Origin of the sequence: Propionivibrio soli (genome assembly GCF_025770765.1) — a bacterium.
Lineage (GTDB): Bacteria > Pseudomonadota > Gammaproteobacteria > Burkholderiales > Rhodocyclaceae > Propionivibrio > Propionivibrio soli.
This window is the reverse complement of record NZ_JANZKY010000005.1, coordinates 24,541-38,850: the sequence shown is the minus strand read 5'-3', so window position 1 is coordinate 38,850 and position 14,310 is coordinate 24,541. Positions and strand designations below refer to the sequence as shown.

The 14,310-nt window shown below is 60.5% G+C and carries 15 protein-coding genes; 12 read left to right on the top strand and 3 right to left on the bottom strand.

The features are described from left to right. Positions 1 to 46: 46 nt before the first annotated feature. The 7 genes from pilM to NZ453_RS06705 are packed head-to-tail and all read left to right on the top strand — an operon-like array spanning position 47 to position 6,591. Positions 47 to 991: a type IV pilus biogenesis protein PilM gene (gene pilM / locus NZ453_RS06735; protein ID WP_263769703.1), complete on the top strand. Its 945-nt coding sequence runs from the start codon at positions 47 to 49 to the stop codon at positions 989 to 991. Then, the gene (locus tag NZ453_RS06730; protein WP_263769702.1) at positions 988 to 1,677 is read left to right on the top strand and encodes a PilN domain-containing protein; all 690 of its coding nucleotides are present in this window, start codon (positions 988 to 990) and stop codon (positions 1,675 to 1,677) included. The genes pilM and NZ453_RS06730 overlap by 4 nt, the downstream gene beginning before the upstream one ends. Beyond that, complete coding sequence (gene gspM, locus NZ453_RS06725; RefSeq protein WP_263769701.1) at positions 1,674 to 2,375, top strand: type II secretion system protein GspM; 702 nt, start codon at positions 1,674 to 1,676, stop codon at positions 2,373 to 2,375. The genes NZ453_RS06730 and gspM overlap by 4 nt, the downstream gene beginning before the upstream one ends. Continuing rightward, entirely contained in the window at positions 2,360 to 2,740 is a 381-nt protein-coding gene (locus tag NZ453_RS06720) for a hypothetical protein (protein WP_263769700.1), read from the top strand. The genes gspM and NZ453_RS06720 overlap by 16 nt, the downstream gene beginning before the upstream one ends. Before the next feature lie 3 nt (positions 2,741 to 2,743). Then, positions 2,744 to 4,459 carry a secretin N-terminal domain-containing protein gene (locus NZ453_RS06715; protein WP_263769699.1) on the top strand — a complete coding sequence of 572 codons (1,716 nt, stop codon included), beginning with the start codon at positions 2,744 to 2,746 and terminating at the stop codon, positions 4,457 to 4,459. Between the two features lie 19 nt (positions 4,460 to 4,478). Then, positions 4,479 to 5,309 carry an ExeA family protein gene (locus tag NZ453_RS06710; protein WP_263769697.1) on the top strand — a complete coding sequence of 277 codons (831 nt, stop codon included), beginning with the start codon at positions 4,479 to 4,481 and terminating at the stop codon, positions 5,307 to 5,309. A 25-nt stretch (positions 5,310 to 5,334) separates the two neighbouring features. Continuing rightward, positions 5,335 to 6,591 (top strand): tetratricopeptide repeat protein, encoded by a 1,257-nt coding sequence (locus NZ453_RS06705; protein ID WP_263769696.1) that lies wholly within the window; start codon positions 5,335 to 5,337, stop codon positions 6,589 to 6,591. Between the two features lie 10 nt (positions 6,592 to 6,601). Here the strand turns inward: NZ453_RS06705 and NZ453_RS06700 are convergent, their stop codons facing one another. Then, positions 6,602 to 7,330: a ComF family protein gene (locus tag NZ453_RS06700; protein WP_263769695.1), complete on the bottom strand. Its 729-nt coding sequence runs from the start codon at positions 7,328 to 7,330 to the stop codon at positions 6,602 to 6,604. A gap of 81 nt (positions 7,331 to 7,411) precedes the next feature. On the opposite strand from NZ453_RS06700, the gene bioB reads away from it, so the two are divergent. The 3 genes from bioB to gpmI all read left to right on the top strand — a co-directional run bounded on the left by bioB (position 7,412) and on the right by gpmI (position 11,001). Further along, positions 7,412 to 8,401 carry a biotin synthase BioB gene (gene bioB, locus NZ453_RS06695; protein ID WP_263769694.1) on the top strand — a complete coding sequence of 330 codons (990 nt, stop codon included), beginning with the start codon at positions 7,412 to 7,414 and terminating at the stop codon, positions 8,399 to 8,401. Positions 8,402 to 8,407: 6 nt separating this feature from the next. After that, entirely contained in the window at positions 8,408 to 9,295 is an 888-nt protein-coding gene (gene bioC / locus NZ453_RS06690; protein ID WP_263769693.1) for a malonyl-ACP O-methyltransferase BioC, read from the top strand. Positions 9,296 to 9,360: 65 nt separating this feature from the next. Continuing rightward, positions 9,361 to 11,001: a 2,3-bisphosphoglycerate-independent phosphoglycerate mutase gene (gene gpmI, locus NZ453_RS06685; protein WP_263769692.1), complete on the top strand. Its 1,641-nt coding sequence runs from the start codon at positions 9,361 to 9,363 to the stop codon at positions 10,999 to 11,001. Positions 11,002 to 11,130: 129 nt separating this feature from the next. Here gpmI and NZ453_RS06680 read toward each other — a convergent pair whose 3' ends face one another. Next, entirely contained in the window at positions 11,131 to 11,562 is a 432-nt protein-coding gene (locus tag NZ453_RS06680) for a CBS domain-containing protein (RefSeq protein WP_263769691.1), read from the bottom strand. A 29-nt stretch (positions 11,563 to 11,591) separates the two neighbouring features. After that, positions 11,592 to 12,227: a c-type cytochrome gene (locus NZ453_RS06675; RefSeq protein WP_263769690.1), complete on the bottom strand. Its 636-nt coding sequence runs from the start codon at positions 12,225 to 12,227 to the stop codon at positions 11,592 to 11,594. A gap of 108 nt (positions 12,228 to 12,335) precedes the next feature. Between NZ453_RS06675 and yihA the strand changes: the two genes are divergently transcribed. Both yihA and hemB read left to right on the top strand, forming a co-directional pair. Continuing rightward, a complete protein-coding gene (yihA, locus tag NZ453_RS06670) occupies positions 12,336 to 13,076 on the top strand; it encodes a ribosome biogenesis GTP-binding protein YihA/YsxC (RefSeq protein WP_263769689.1) in 741 nt (246 codons plus the stop codon). 160 nt (positions 13,077 to 13,236) lie between these two features. Continuing rightward, complete coding sequence (gene hemB, locus NZ453_RS06665; RefSeq protein WP_263769688.1) at positions 13,237 to 14,250, top strand: porphobilinogen synthase; 1,014 nt, start codon at positions 13,237 to 13,239, stop codon at positions 14,248 to 14,250. Positions 14,251 to 14,310 lie beyond the last annotated feature (60 nt).

Genomic DNA, 14,310 nt, shown 5'->3' with positions numbered 1-14,310 from the left:
AGCGGTTAATATGTATCGTTCCGCCAAAATATAGATAAGTGGGTCCATGCTTTCCTCTCTTCGTAAATCGCGCAAACCGGGCTGGATGGCCATCCAGTTGCACGGTGCTTCGGTGACGCTCGCGCACGTGGTGCGAACTCGGGACGCGCGGCCGGAAGTGCGGCTACTCGAGAGTTTCGCGCTGGAGAACGGCGAACGCGAGGCACTGCAGAGGTTGCGCGCCCGACGGGATCTGCGTTCTTACGCCTGCACGGCATTGATGCCGGACGGCGAATACGCGGTGACGCAGCTCGACGCGCCACCGGTTCCGGCGGAAGAGCGCAAGGAAGCGTTGCGTTGGTCGTTGAAAGAGGTCGTCCCATACGCCGTCGATACGGCGTGCATCGGCGTACTCGACATCCCGGGCAGGGGCCAATCCTCCGGGCCGGCGTCTACCGTGCTCGTCGTGTCGGCGTCCGAGTCCGCCGTCCTTGCCCGAGTGAAGCCATTCGAGGAAGCCAAAGTTACGCTGGGCGCCGTCGATATTCCCGAGCTTGCGCAGCGCAATGTCGCGGTGTTGCTAGAAGAAGAAAATCGGGGCCTGGTTTTCCTGCGCGTCGACGACGTCGGCACCATGCTGACATTGACCTTCAACGGCGAACTCGTCGCCGTCCGCCGCAGCGATATGACGTCGGTGCAGCTGAGCGCGGTCGACGCCGAACAGCGTGAGCGGGTGCGTGAAAGGCTGGTGCTCGAAGTACAGCGCAGCCTCGACAACTTCGACCGGCAATACAGTCACATTCCGGTTTCGCGTGTCGTTCTGGCTAGCTATCCCCGGGTCGAAGGTCTTGCCGCCGCGCTGGCGGAGAACGTCTATGTACCGATCCAGGAGATGGACCTCTCGTCCGTGATGGATTTCCGCAGCACTCCGGAACTAACCGATCTGCAGTATCAGGCGAAGCACCTTCTCGCCATCGGCGCGGCGTTGCGCACGTCGGAGGGGAACGCGTGAGTCAGCAGATCAACCTGTATGAAGATCGGCTGAGGCCGCGCCGAGAACTTGCAACGTGGCGCAACGTGGGCGGCGCCGCGCTCGTCGTGTTCGTTGTCACCGCGATTGTCGCCGCTTGGACGGGCTTGGAGGCGAAGGGCAAAGCCGAAGCGGCGGCCGTCGTCCAGAAGCAATTGGCTGACGAACAGCAAAAGCTTGCCGAGCTGACCAAGGCCATGGGCGAGCGCAAGGTTTCTCCGGCGGTGGCGGCGGAGCTCGATAGCAGCCGGGTCGCCGTTGGCCTGCGCGAAGAGATACTCAGCGCGCTGGAGACGCGGCCGCTGGCCGTCGAAGGCCGATTTTCCGCGGCGATGGCAGCGTTTGCGCGTCAGGCACAGCCGGATCTTTGGCTGACCGGTTTCGACATATCGGCCGGCGGTGATGAAATCGAAGTACGCGGCCGCATGCTCGATTCGGCAAAGTTGCCGGCCTACGTTCAGGCCCTCGGCCGTGAGCCGGCGTTCCAAGGACGTCGTTTCGCTGCGCTCGAAATGCGCGGCGTCGACCCGGCCGAGCCGAAAACGGCAGCCGATACGGCGAAAGGAGACGGCGTAGCGGCTATTCCAGCGCTGCACTACGTCGAGTTCATCCTGCGTTCGGAGAAAGCCCGCGCAGACGCGGCAAAGAATGACGGGAGAAAACAATGAACGCGCCGTGGAAGCGCCTCGGCGTCTGGTACGACGGCTTGCAACGCCGTGAGCGCGTTTTGATTGCAGTAGCGGTGTTGGGCGGCATTGTTTTTGTTGGTGCGACGGCCTTTATCGAGCCGTCGCTTCGCCGCGTGCATACAGCCGAACGCGAGACAGCGGATGCTACAGCGCAGTTGCAGGCGGCACGAGCCCGAATCGCTGCGTTGAATGCCCCCGACCAGAATCCCGATGCGGTAGCACGAGCGGAGATCGCCCAGTTAAAAACGAGGCTTGCCGGCCTGAATGCCCGGGTGGAAGCCATGGAGACTTCTTTCGTAGCACCGCAGCAAATGCCGCGCGTATTGGAAGATGTCATCGGACGCAGAGGGAATGTTCGCCTGCTCAGTCTCAAGACGCTTCCCGTCGCACCGTTGTTGAACCGGAAAGCACCGGCTCCGGCCGAGGGCGGAGCTGCGCAAGTGGCCACGGCGGGTACGGAGGTGGCGCCTCCCGCGGCGGGCCTCTTCAAGCACGGCGTCGAGATCAAACTCGAAGGGAGCTATCAGGAACTCGTGGCCTATCTCGAGCGGCTCGAACAGTCGCGTTCGAAGTTTCTCTGGGACAGCGTCGCGCTGTCAGCGGAAAAGCATCCAAAGCTGGTCCTGACCCTAACCGTTTTTACCATCAGCATGGACCGCGCATGGCTCGTCATTTGATTCTCGGCTGCATGGCGGCCGCCGTATTCGCCTTGCCGAACGTCTGGGCGCAGACAGGTTCGATGGCCGACCCGACCCGCCCACCGGCGAGCGTTGCAGAGACGGTGGAGTCGGGAGAGAGCGGGGCGCCCGTATTGCAATCGGTCATGATTCCGAAGAAAGGCAGGGCCGCCGCGATAATTAACGGGCAGCATGTGCGGTTGGGCGACAAGTTCGGTGAGAGCCGGCTGGTCAAAGTCAGCGAGCAAGGCGTCGTGCTCGAAGGGCCGGACGGCGCTGAGCGATTGCTGCTCACGCCCGGGGTTGAAAAGACATACGTCAAAGCAAAATCGCCTGCCGCGAAGCGCGGGCAGGGTGGGGGATAAAGCATGAAGTTCAGATCGATTCTTTCGATCGCATTCATCGGGCTGGCGGGATTCGTCGCCGGTTGCGCAACGCATCAGAAAGCACCGGGTGCGACGTTCGACCGCATCGGCGATGAGTTGAAGGGAGCAGTGGCGGCCAAACCAAAGGGGGCCGACGAGGCGTTGAACCAGGCGATGCTGCCGCCATTGCAGCTCGATCTGCCCGATTCAGCGAAGAGCGTTGAGCCCCGTTTCGATCTGGCTGTGAATAATGCGCCAGCGAGCCAAGTGTTCATGGCACTCGTCAGCGGCACGCGCTACAGCATGCTGGTGGCGCCCGAAGTGTCGGGCAACGTAACGGTCAATCTGAAGAGCGTGACCGTGCGCGAGGCGCTGGAGACGCTGCGCGAGCTTTACGGCTACGAGTTCAGGATCCAGGGCACGCGCATCTACATCCAGCCGAATACGCTACAGACTCGAATCTTTCAGATCAATTACCTGGCTGGGAAACGGCAGGGGCAATCGGACGTGCGCGTTACGTCAGGATCGATCACGGCCACGCATACGCAGAGTTCAGGGACCGCAACGGCGGCCAGCACGTCGAATGCCAGCGGCTCGACCGTCACGTCCGGGCCACCGAGCAGCCAGATTTCGACGACGCAGAACAGCGATTTCTGGCAAGACCTGACGACAGCGCTTGCGAGCATTGTCGGCGCTCAGGAGGGGCGCGCCGTGATCGTTAACGCGGGTTCCGGGGTGATCGTCGTGAAGGGCTTTCCGGCCGACATCAGAGCGGTGGAGAACTACCTGCGTGTGACGCAATTGATCGTCGAACGGCAGGTAATGCTTGAAGCGAAAATTCTAGAAGTCTCGCTGAGCGAGGAGTTTCAGGCGGGTGTGAACTGGGCGGCCTTCGGCGGAGCTAATCATCGGTATTCCGTGGGCTCGATCACACCGGGGACAACCTTGCGTACGAACGGGACGATCAGCTCAAGCGACTCCGCAGTTGTTCCAGGCGCCAACGGCGCGGCCGCGGCCACCGCACTTGGCAATGGTTTCTTCGGTCTCGCACTGCAGACGGCCAACTTCGCCGCGCTGCTTGATTTCCTCGAGACGCAGGGCAGCGTGCAAGTGCTTTCGAGTCCGCGTATCGCGACAGTCAATAACCAGAAGGCCGTGCTCAAGGTAGGCACCGACGAGTTCTTCGTTACCAACGTAAGCTCAACCGTTACGTCCTCAGGAACGAGCAACGTGACGACGCCGACGATCACGCTGCAGCCGTTCTTCTCCGGTATCGCCCTCGACGTCACCCCGCAGATCGATGCCGACAACAATATCGTTCTGCACGTGCATCCTTCGATCAGTGTCGTCACCGAGAAGCAGAAAACAATCGACCTGGGTACGCAACTTGGCGTGTTTACGTTGCCGCTCGCCAACAGCACCGTGAACGAGACCGATAGCATCGTGCGCGTGCAAGACGCCAACATCGTGGCGATTGGCGGCTTGATGAAACAGGAACAGTCGTCGGAAGCCAACGGCTTGCCAGGAACGACGCGCTCGTCAGGGTTCGGCCTGCTCTTCGGCTCGCGCAACAGCTACCTGACGAAGCGCGAGCTTGTGATCCTGATCAAGCCGACGATCATCCATAACGAATCGAGCTGGAAGGACGATCTCGTGGATACGCAGATGCGGGTGCAGCAACTCGATCCGCGCCTCGCCCGTCCGCAGCCCGTGCAATGACGCTATCGCGGAGCCGTCGTTGTACCTGAAGCACTTTGGCCTCTCCGAGCTGCCGTTCCGCATTACGCCGGACACGAGCTTCGCGTATTCCGGACAGCATCATCAGGAGGCGTTGAACACCCTCCTGATCGCGCTCGACAATGGCGAGGGCTTCGTGAAGATCAGCGGTGAGGTCGGCACCGGAAAGACGCTCCTTTGCCGTCGCCTCCTACAAACACTGAATGACGACTGGGTTTCGGCCTATCTGCCAAATCCCAGCATCGATCCCGATACCTTGCTCCTTGCGCTTGCCGAGGAATTAAGCATCAAGGACGTCGCCGGCCTCGATCAATACCATCTGATACGTCGCATCAACCTGGCGTTGCTCGATTTCGCGCGCGCCAAGAAGCGGGTCGTCGTCTGTATCGACGAGGCGCAGGCGATGCCGATGGAAACGTTGGAAGCGCTGCGCTTGCTCTCGAACCTGGAAACGGAAAAGCGCAAACTACTGCAGATCGTCCTCTTTGGGCAGCCGGAACTCGACGTCAAGCTCGGGCGGCAGGAGGCGCGGCAGCTTCTGCAACGCATCGCTTTCCATTACCAGTTGCGCGGTGTCGCGAAGAGCGAGATCGCCGATTATGTCGCCCACCGCCTTCGCGTTGCAGGATACCGCGGCGATGGACTATTTACCCCATCAGCGTTGCGGGCCTTGCACCGTTCGAGCGGCGGCGTGCCGCGGCTCATTAATATCCTGGCGCACAAGTCCTTGCTTGCCGTATACGGTGAGGGGCGGCAAATGGTAAAGGTCCGCCATGTTCGTTTGGCACGCAAGGATACTGAGGGCGCGCGCCGTGCCGGGTGGCTCTGGTAGAGCGAGAACGACTAAAGGGGTGGCCATGAGCCTGATCAATCAAATGTTGCAGGATCTCGATGCGCGGAGCGGCACACAAGGGCGGCCGAGTCAGCTACCGAACGACGTGCGCCCTCTGCCTCCGGCGCCGCCGTCGCGTCGGCCTCTTTTGCTTGGCGTCCTGACTGCGCTGCTGGTTGGAGCCGTTGCCGCCTACTGGGTCAGTCAAAACGCTTCCAGTCCATTGCAGACGGTAGCGGCTCCCAAGGCCGAGGCCGAGTTTTCGCCACCCGCACCGCGGGTCGTTGCTGCGCCGGCAACGGCTCCCGCGCCTTCGACTGAGGTTTCCACAGTCAATGTTCCGGAAAAAAAATCCCTCACTGAAGACGCCGGTGCTAAGGAGCTGCCTGCTCAGGCTGTTGAGGCAGCCCCGGTGGCTGACGTGGCTACCGGAAAAGAGGCGTTGCGCGGGATCGATGGAAGCTTGCGTATTTCCGATTTCCGGCCAGCCCCCGTGGTGGAGGCACGAAGCAAATCGGCAGCTCAGGCGGCGCGTGACGATAAGCCCAGCCCGCAGAAAGCGGTGGAGCGCGAACCCAGCGCACGGGTGAGTGGCCAACCGTCGGTCGTCGGCGACGTGCCTATTCCAGACCGTACTTCAGCGCCTATGAAGGCGGCAGTTGAAGAGCCGCGTCGTTCGGCAAAACCGGCTTCGATTGAGAAGACCGACGCGCTCGGGTCGCCTCGCGAGCGCGCCGAGGCGCAATATCGAAAAGCGATCACCGCCGTGAACCAGGGGCGCGTTACCGAAGCCGTGGCCTGCTTGCGCGATGCGCTTGAGCAGGATGCCTATCACGTCGCTTCGCGCCAGCTACTCGTTCGGTTGTTGCTGGAGGCAAAGCGGGCCGATGAGGCGATGCAGATCCTTCAGGACGGATTACAGGGTCAGCCGGCGCAGCTCGGCTGGGCGATGAGCCTTGCTCGCTTGCAGGTCGAGCGCAACGATCTTGGCGGTGCCTGGCAGACGCTGGACCATTCGCTGCCAGCGGCCGGTTCGAGCCCGGATTACCAAGGATTTGCCGGCCATGTGCTGCAACGGCTGGGGCGAAATGCCGAAGCCGCAGAACGGTATACCGTTGCGGCACGGCTGGCACCCCGCGATGGGCGTTGGTGGCTCGGGCTGGGGCTCGCGTACGACGCCGAAGGGCGTGTCAATGAGGCGCGCGAAGCCTTTCAGCGGGCGCGCCAGTCCGGGAGCCTGAGTGCGGATCTAATGGCGCTCGTCGAGCAGAAACTGCGCTGATGCCGGCGCCTCAACGCGGCAGCGCACGCGCCACGGCGAGCGCGGTAACGTGCGCCGCGCCATGCAGTTTGAGCGTGCGCGCGCACTCGTTCAGCGAGGCGCCGGTCGTCATGACGTCATCGACGAGGAGAACGCGTTTCCCTGTGAGGTCCGCGGTGCAATGGAAGGCGCCGCGAATGTTCTTGACGCGTTGACGCCAGTGCAGGTCGGCTTGAGGTGGCGTAGGGCGGATGCGCTGACAGAGTGTGGGGTCGATCGGCCACGCGTGCTGTTTAGCAATAGGCCGGGCAAGTTCCATTGCCTGGTTGAATCCACGTTCGCGCAGTCGCTCCGGATGCAGCGGTAACGGGACAATGACGTCTACCGCGAGCCCTGTCGCAAGTTGCGCGAGAACACGGCCAAAGTACTGGCCCAGCGCCAGCCGATGACCGTATTTGAACGATTGAACCAGCTTGTCGAGAGGGAAGTCATATCGATACGCCGCAAGGGCGGCGTCATGCTCCGGCGGGCGGCGCAAGCAACGACCGCAGGTTTCGCCGTGAGGCGTCGGCAAGGCGCAGCGCGGGCAGCGTTTCTGGGGCAGCTCGGGCAGGTCGGCGACGCAGGCGGGGCACAGCAAATCATCTCGGCTCGTGCTGCCGCACAAGAGGCAGTCCTGTTCCGTGATACCGCCGAGACGTTGGATGAACGCCCATAGGCGTTCGGGCTTCAAGGCCTTGTTTTGAGGTAGAATCGACACCTTCGGACCGCTCCAAACCGGTTCTGTGATTGTGCCTGCGTGGCGACTGCATGTCTCCCTTTTTTCCGGTAGGTTTTGCCCATGAATACGATTTCTCCGACGGTAGCGTTGTCGCCTGACGCAGCCGCTTCCGCTCCGAAAGCCAAATGGACGGTGTCGCAGGTTGAAGCGTTGTACCAGTTACCGCTGATGGATCTGCTTTCCCGCGCTCATCAGGTGCACTGCGAGAACTTTGATCCGAATGAAGTCCAGCGATCGGCGCTTATCTCGATCAAGACCGGTGGTTGTTCCGAAGACTGCAGTTACTGCTCGCAGTCGGCGCGTTACAAGACGCCGACCGAGCGTGAGGCACTGATGCAGGTCGAGGAAGTGTTGGCTGCTGCGAGGGAAGCCAAGGAAAAGGGGGCCACCCGCTTCTGCATGGGGGCCGCGTGGCGAGGCCCGAAGGAAAAGGAACTGGAAGTCGTCACGCGCATGATTCGCGAGGTGAAGTCGCTTGGCATGGAGACGTGTGTGACGCTCGGTATGCTGAAGGACGGCCAAGCCGAGAAGCTTAAGGAAGCGGGCCTCGACTACTACAATCACAACGTTGATACCGACGCCGATTTTTACGACCAGGTAATCACGACGCACAAGCACACGGATCGCTTGGATACGATTTCCAAAGTCCGTGAGGCCGGCATCAAAGTGTGCTCTGGCGGCATCCTCGGCATGGGGGAATCGCGCCGCAACCGCGCGGCGATGGTGGCGCAGTTGGCCAACCTCAATCCGCCTCCGGATTCGGTGCCAATCAACAACCTCGTGCCGATTCCCGGCACGCCGATGGCGGAAAAAGAGAAGCTCGACAACTTTGAATTTCTGCGCACCATCGCCGCCGCGCGCATTGCCATGCCGAAGAGCTATGTGCGCTTGTCGGCCGGGCGCGAGTCGATGACCGACGAGATGCAGGCGCTTTGCTTCTTTGCCGGAGCCAATTCGATCTTCTACTGTGAAAAGCTGCTCACGACTGAGAACCGGGTGAGCAACCGCGATCAGATGCTTTTCGAGAAGCTCGGCTTGCGCGCGGTCTGACGATTCATGAGCGCACCGGGGTCGTTTGTCGATTCGGGCCGGGTGCGCCGCAATTTCGCGCGCGCCGCCCGGACCTACGACGGTGTCGGCGTGCTGCAGCGGGAAGTCGGGAGCCGGATGTTGGAGCGGCTCGACTACGTGAAGATCGATCCTGCTCGGATACTCGACATCGGTTGCGGGACGGGCGCGAGCATGACCGCGCTCAGCGAACGTTACCCAAAAGCGCAGACGGTCGGCGCCGATTTCAGCGAGCCGATGCTGCGTGCGGGGCTTTCCCATCGCGGCCGTTTGCGCTTGATGCTCCCTTTCATTCGAGGCTCTCGCAACCGGTTAGTCGGCGCGAATGCCACGGCTCTGCCTTTCAAGGACGATTCTTTCGGGTTGGCCTGGTCGAACCTGATGCTGCACTGGCTCGACGATCCCGTCCCGGCCTTGCGCGAGATGCATCGCGTGCTCCAAGTTGGCGGGCTGCTCATGTTCTCGACGCTCGGCCCGGATACGCTCAAGGAACTGCGTTCCTGCTTCGCTGACGGCTACGAACATACGCAACGTTTTACCGACATGCACGATTACGGCGACATGCTCGTTGCGTGCGGATTCTCCGACCCGGTCATGGATGTCGAAGTATTAACCGCCACGTATCAGAGTCTCGATGATCTGTTCCGGGATTTGCGCCGAGGCGGTGCAGGCTGCGCGATGCGCCATTCGCGGCACGGGCTGATGGGACGCCAGACATGGCGTTCCGCGTGTGGCGCCTATGAACGCCTGGCGCGAGATGGACGATTGCCGGCTACGTTCGAGGTAGTGTATGGCCACGCCTGGAAAGCACCGGCAACGAAGACGGCAGACGGTCGCTCGATCGTACACTTCGACCCCAAAGGGCGACGGCCCTAGGGACGTGAACGCACTCAATGTAATTCGTCGATTTACTTCTACCTTAACAAACGCAGGAAGACATCATGTTGCAGAAACTAGCGAATTTCCCGGGCATCGCTGGCCCGGTGGTCACGATCATTATGGACGGCTACGGAATCGCCAAATCCGAAGTTGGTAGCGCCATCGCTGCAGCCAAGAAGCCCAATCTGGATCGCCTGTTCGCGAACTATCCGAATGTGACGCTACGCGCTCACGGTACGGCAGTCGGCATGCCGTCCGACGACGACATGGGGAATTCCGAGGTCGGGCACAATGCGATTGGCGCGGGTCAGGTCTACAGCCAAGGCGCGGCGCTCGTCGCCGACGCCATTGCGTCCGGTGCCATTTGGCAGGGTGACGGTTGGAAGCAGATCGTCGCCGGTGCGAAGGCCGGGCGCGGCGTGATTCACTTCATCGGTCTGTTTTCCGACGGTAACGTCCACAGCCACATCGACCACCTGAAGGCAATGGTCGCGCGCGCTAAACAGGAAGGCGTGAAGACCGTGCGCATCCACGCGCTGCTCGATGGCCGCGATGTCCCGGAAACCAGCGCGCTCGACTACATCGAGCCGTTTGAGGCTTTCCTGGTGGGGGTGAATGATGCCGGCTTCGATGCGCGAATCGCCTCCGGCGGCGGTCGCATGCATATCACGATGGACCGTTATGACGCCAACTGGAACATGGTGGATCTCGGCTGGCGTACGCACGTTCTTGGTCAGGGCGACCAGTTCGCGAGCGCCGCTGAAGCAGTCAAGGCCTTGCGCGTGCGCTTCCCCGGCACGATCGACCAGGACCTCCCGCCGTTCGTGATCGCCAAGGACAGCAAGCCGGTCGGGACGATCGAGGACGGCGATTCGGTCGTCCTCTACAACTTCCGCGGCGACCGTGCGCTCGAACTGACACGGGCTTTCGAAGAGATGAACTTCAACAAGTTCGACCGCGTGCGCGTGCCGCGTGTTACGTATGCCGGCATGCTCGAGTATGACGGCGACCTTAAACTGCCGAAGCGCTATCTCGTCAATCCGCCCGAAATTCTGGATACGACGGGGGAATGGTTCTCCAAGGCTGGCATCAAGCAATTCGCCTGCTCGGAAACGCAGAAGTTCGGCCATGTGACATATTTCTGGAACGGCAATCGCTCCGGCAAGTTCGACGGCGAGACGTATCAGGAAGTCCCGAGCGACGTTATTCCTTTCGAGCAGCGTCCGTGGATGAAGTCCGCCGAAATCGCCGACGCGATGATCGAGGCCTTGCGTAGCGGAAATTACAAGACGCTGCGCTGCAACTTCGCCAATGGCGACATGGTGGGCCACACAGGTAACTTCCGCGCGGCCACGATGTCGATCGAGGCGGTCGATCTCGCTCTCAGCCGCATTCTCCCGGTGATCGACGAAATGGGCGGTGTGGCGCTGATTACGGCGGACCACGGCAACGCCGACGAGATGTACGAGATCGACAAGAAGACGAAGCAGCCTGCGCAGAACAAGGATGGTACGTTCAAGGCGAAGACGGCGCACACGCTGAATCCGGTCCCGTTGATTCTCTATGACAACGTCACCGGCGGGAAGTTATCGCTGAAGGCTTTGCCGAAGGCCGGGTTGTCCAACATCGCGGCAACGACCGCTAATCTGCTCGGCTTCGAGAAGCATGCCAAGTGGGACGAGAGCCTACTCGAAATCAAGTAGCACGCACTGAACGCGCCGCGAAGCGTGAAAGAAGAGAGCCCGGCTGTTCCGGGCTCTTTTTCTATCCAAACAAAAAGGGCGAGAATCTTCTCGCCCTCATGCATGACTTGACGGTGCTCTGCAGGACCGTCAACCGGTGATGTACTTCTCCATCTGACCGATGATGAATTCCTGCTTGCTGATTGTTTCCTTGACGACGTCACCGATGGACACGATACCGGCCACGCTGCCGTCTTCACCGAGCACCGGAAGGTGACGGATGTGCTTCTCGGTCATGATGGCCATACATTCTTCGATCGTATTGTTCAGCGTGACGTAGAAGACCTTTCCCGTCATGACTTCGCTGACTTTGGTGTGGCGGGACGCTTTGCCCTGCAGAATGACCTTGCGCGCATAGTCGCGTTCGGAAAACACGCCAGCCAGACGCTTGCCTTCGCACACGAGCAAAGCGCCGACATCCACTTCAGCCATGATCTCCAGCGCACGCAAAACTGTTTGATCAGGCGAGATGGTGGCCAGCCGCTTGTTCTTGCTTTCGATCAACTGCTTTAGCGTTTTCATCTGCTTCCCTCGGGCCGGCAGTACTGTTTTCAGCGCAAGCCGGCGATATAGTCGGAGAGCGCCTTGATTTGTTTGTCGGAGAGTTTGTCCGCAATCGTCCGCATTGTTCTCTCCGGGTCGTTCGACCGTTCCTCGCTGCGGAAGTTCTTCAGCTGCGTCTCGGTGTACTCGGCGTACTGGCCGGCAAGGCGCGGATACTGCGCCGGGATGCCGGCGCCCGCCGGTCCGTGGCATCCGGCGCACGCAGGAACGCCGCGTTCAAAGTCGCCCTTGCGCCACAACGCCCGCCCAGTGGCGACGAGTTTGTCATCGCTGGCCGCCGATGGCTTCACTTTTTGCTGCGAGAAATAGGCAGCGAGGCTTTTCATGTCTTCGACCGACAATGGCGCGGCCATGCCAACCATGATCGGGTTGTTGCGAACCGGTGCTTTGCTATCGGCCGCCTTGAAATCCGACAATTGTTTGAAAAGATAGTCCGCTCCCTGCCCGGCAAGAATCGGGTTCGCCGGAGTCTGGCTATTGCCGTCTGCTCCATGACAAGCGACACAAACCGACTCGGCGATGCTTTTCGCTTTCGCGAGATCGGGCTTGACCTTGGCATCCTCCGCGGCGAAGCTGGAACCGAAGGCAGCGAGAAGCGCCGCAGCGACTATGGTGCGAATCATGAACGGGACTCCTGTGAACGAGAGCGACTCCGGGGAGCGCCTCCCCAAATTTGATATTCTATAGCACTTCAAAGCTGAAGCTCCTTTACCCGAAAGCCCACCGTTTTCATGTCAATTTTCCAGAAGGCCGTCTTTCACACCACCGTCGCCGACTTACGCGATATGCCGATCGACTCGCAATGCGAGGTCGCGTTCGCCGGCCGATCCAATGCCGGCAAATCATCGGCAATCAACGCGCTTGCGAACCACACGCGCTTGGCCTTCGTGTCTAAAACGCCGGGGCGTACACAGCACCTCAATTACTTCACGCTCACCGACGGCAAGTATTTCGTCGATCTGCCCGGTTACGGTTTCGCAAAGGCGCCAGAAGAGATCCGCGAACAATGGGAGTTCCTTCTCGCGCCATACCTAAGTCATCGGGTTCCGCTCGTCGGCCTGATTCTCATCATGGATAGCCGTCATCCCCTGACGGACCTCGACCGTCAAATGCTGAATTGGTTCGCTCCGACGGGGAAACCGATTCACGTTCTGCTTTCCAAGTGCGACAAGCTGACACGTCAAGAACAGGCCGACGTGTTGCGAAATGTGGGCGCGGAAATCGGGAAATTGGGTAGCCAATGCACCGCGCAATTGTTTTCCAGTTTGAAGCGGACCGGTATCCGCGAGGCAGAAGAGACTCTGGCGGGATGGCTGCAAATGGAACTTCAGGACGAGGTGGCCCCTCCGACTGGCCTGCGCACTGAGAAAGCCGCAAGACCGAAAAACCGCAAAGCCCAGGGGTGGAGTGCGCGAACGGCTGCGAACGCCGTTTCCTCACCCAGAAATAAAAAGCCCCCGGCAAAGGGGTAGCCGGGGGCAAAATGCCTTACCTAGATGTAAGGCGCCCGCTCAGGGAGATGAAGCGGGAGACGGCGTGTACCATCTGCAACTAAGAGCAAGTTGGGCCGTGCTAAGTTCCCCGCTACGCGCAGTTTTTTTGAACGAATAACCCTGGAAAGGACGAGGTTTAATGAGCGTCGGCTCCCCCAGTTTTCCGAGCATCCGGATGCGCCGGATGCGCCGCGATGATTTCTCTCGCCGCCTGATGCGCGAGAACGTACTCACTCCTGATAGCCTGATTTATCCCGTGTTTGTGCTCGATGGCGTTGGACGTACGGAGAAGGTTGTTTCAATGCCGGGCGTTGAACGGCAAAGCATCGATGTACTCTTGCAGACGGCGGAACGCGCGCTTCACCTCGGTGTTCCGGCCCTTGCTCTGTTTCCTGTCATCGATGCTCGCCACAAAACCATGTCAGCCGAGGAGGCCTGGAACCCCGAAGGGCTGGTTCCGCGCGCGGTCACCGCGTTGAAAAAAGCGTTTCCCGAACTGGGCGTCATCACCGATGTAGCACTCGATCCTTATACGAGCCACGGACAGGACGGACTGATCAACCCGGACGCCCCTGACGGCTATGTGCTTAACGACGAGACCTTGGAAGCCTTGGCAAAGCAGGCGCTCACTCACGCTGGCGTTGGCGCTGACGTTGTGGCGCCGTCCGACATGATGGATGGGCGTGTAGGGCGCATTCGAGCAGAACTCGATGCGCGAGGTTTCATCCATACACGGATTCTCGCCTATTCGGCGAAATACGCTTCCAGCTTCTACGGGCCATTCCGGGATGCTGTCGGCTCCGCGGGGAATCTTGGCAAAGGAAACAAGTACACGTATCAGATGGATCCGGCTAATTCCGACGAGGCGTTGCGGGAGGTGGCACTTGACCTCGCTGAAGGCGCGGATATGGTGATGATCAAACCTGGCCTGCCTTATCTCGATATTGTTCGCCGCGTAAAAGACGAGTTCAAGGTCCCGACTTACGCGTATCAGGTCAGCGGCGAATACGCGATGCTCAAAGCGGCGTGTGGCAACGGCTGGCTAGACGAACGATCATGTGTGCTGGAAAGTCTCTTGGCATTCAAGCGGGCAGGGGCAGACGGCGTCCTCACGTATTTTGCCCTTGATGCTGCTACTTGGCTCTCCGAGTAGCTTTCACGCTGCTATGGCTACTCCCCCGACTAACATGCCGTCATGCCGAAGGCGGTCTAG

Coding starts and splice junctions, on each gene's coding strand:
- pilM (WP_263769703.1), top strand. CDS start 47: ATGCTTTCCTCTCTTCGTAAATCGCGCAAACCGGGCTGGATGGCCATC.
- gspM (WP_263769701.1), top strand. CDS start 1,674: ATGAACGCGCCGTGGAAGCGCCTCGGCGTCTGGTACGACGGCTTGCAA.
- NZ453_RS06720 (WP_263769700.1), top strand. CDS start 2,360: ATGGCTCGTCATTTGATTCTCGGCTGCATGGCGGCCGCCGTATTCGCC.
- NZ453_RS06715 (WP_263769699.1), top strand. CDS start 2,744: ATGAAGTTCAGATCGATTCTTTCGATCGCATTCATCGGGCTGGCGGGA.
- NZ453_RS06705 (WP_263769696.1), top strand. CDS start 5,335: ATGAGCCTGATCAATCAAATGTTGCAGGATCTCGATGCGCGGAGCGGC.
- bioB (WP_263769694.1), top strand. CDS start 7,412: ATGAATACGATTTCTCCGACGGTAGCGTTGTCGCCTGACGCAGCCGCT.
- bioC (WP_263769693.1), top strand. CDS start 8,408: ATGAGCGCACCGGGGTCGTTTGTCGATTCGGGCCGGGTGCGCCGCAAT.
- gpmI (WP_263769692.1), top strand. CDS start 9,361: ATGTTGCAGAAACTAGCGAATTTCCCGGGCATCGCTGGCCCGGTGGTC.
- NZ453_RS06680 (WP_263769691.1), bottom strand. CDS start 11,562: ATGAAAACGCTAAAGCAGTTGATCGAAAGCAAGAACAAGCGGCTGGCC.
- NZ453_RS06675 (WP_263769690.1), bottom strand. CDS start 12,227: ATGATTCGCACCATAGTCGCTGCGGCGCTTCTCGCTGCCTTCGGTTCC.
- yihA (WP_263769689.1), top strand. CDS start 12,336: ATGTCAATTTTCCAGAAGGCCGTCTTTCACACCACCGTCGCCGACTTA.
- hemB (WP_263769688.1), top strand. CDS start 13,237: ATGAGCGTCGGCTCCCCCAGTTTTCCGAGCATCCGGATGCGCCGGATG.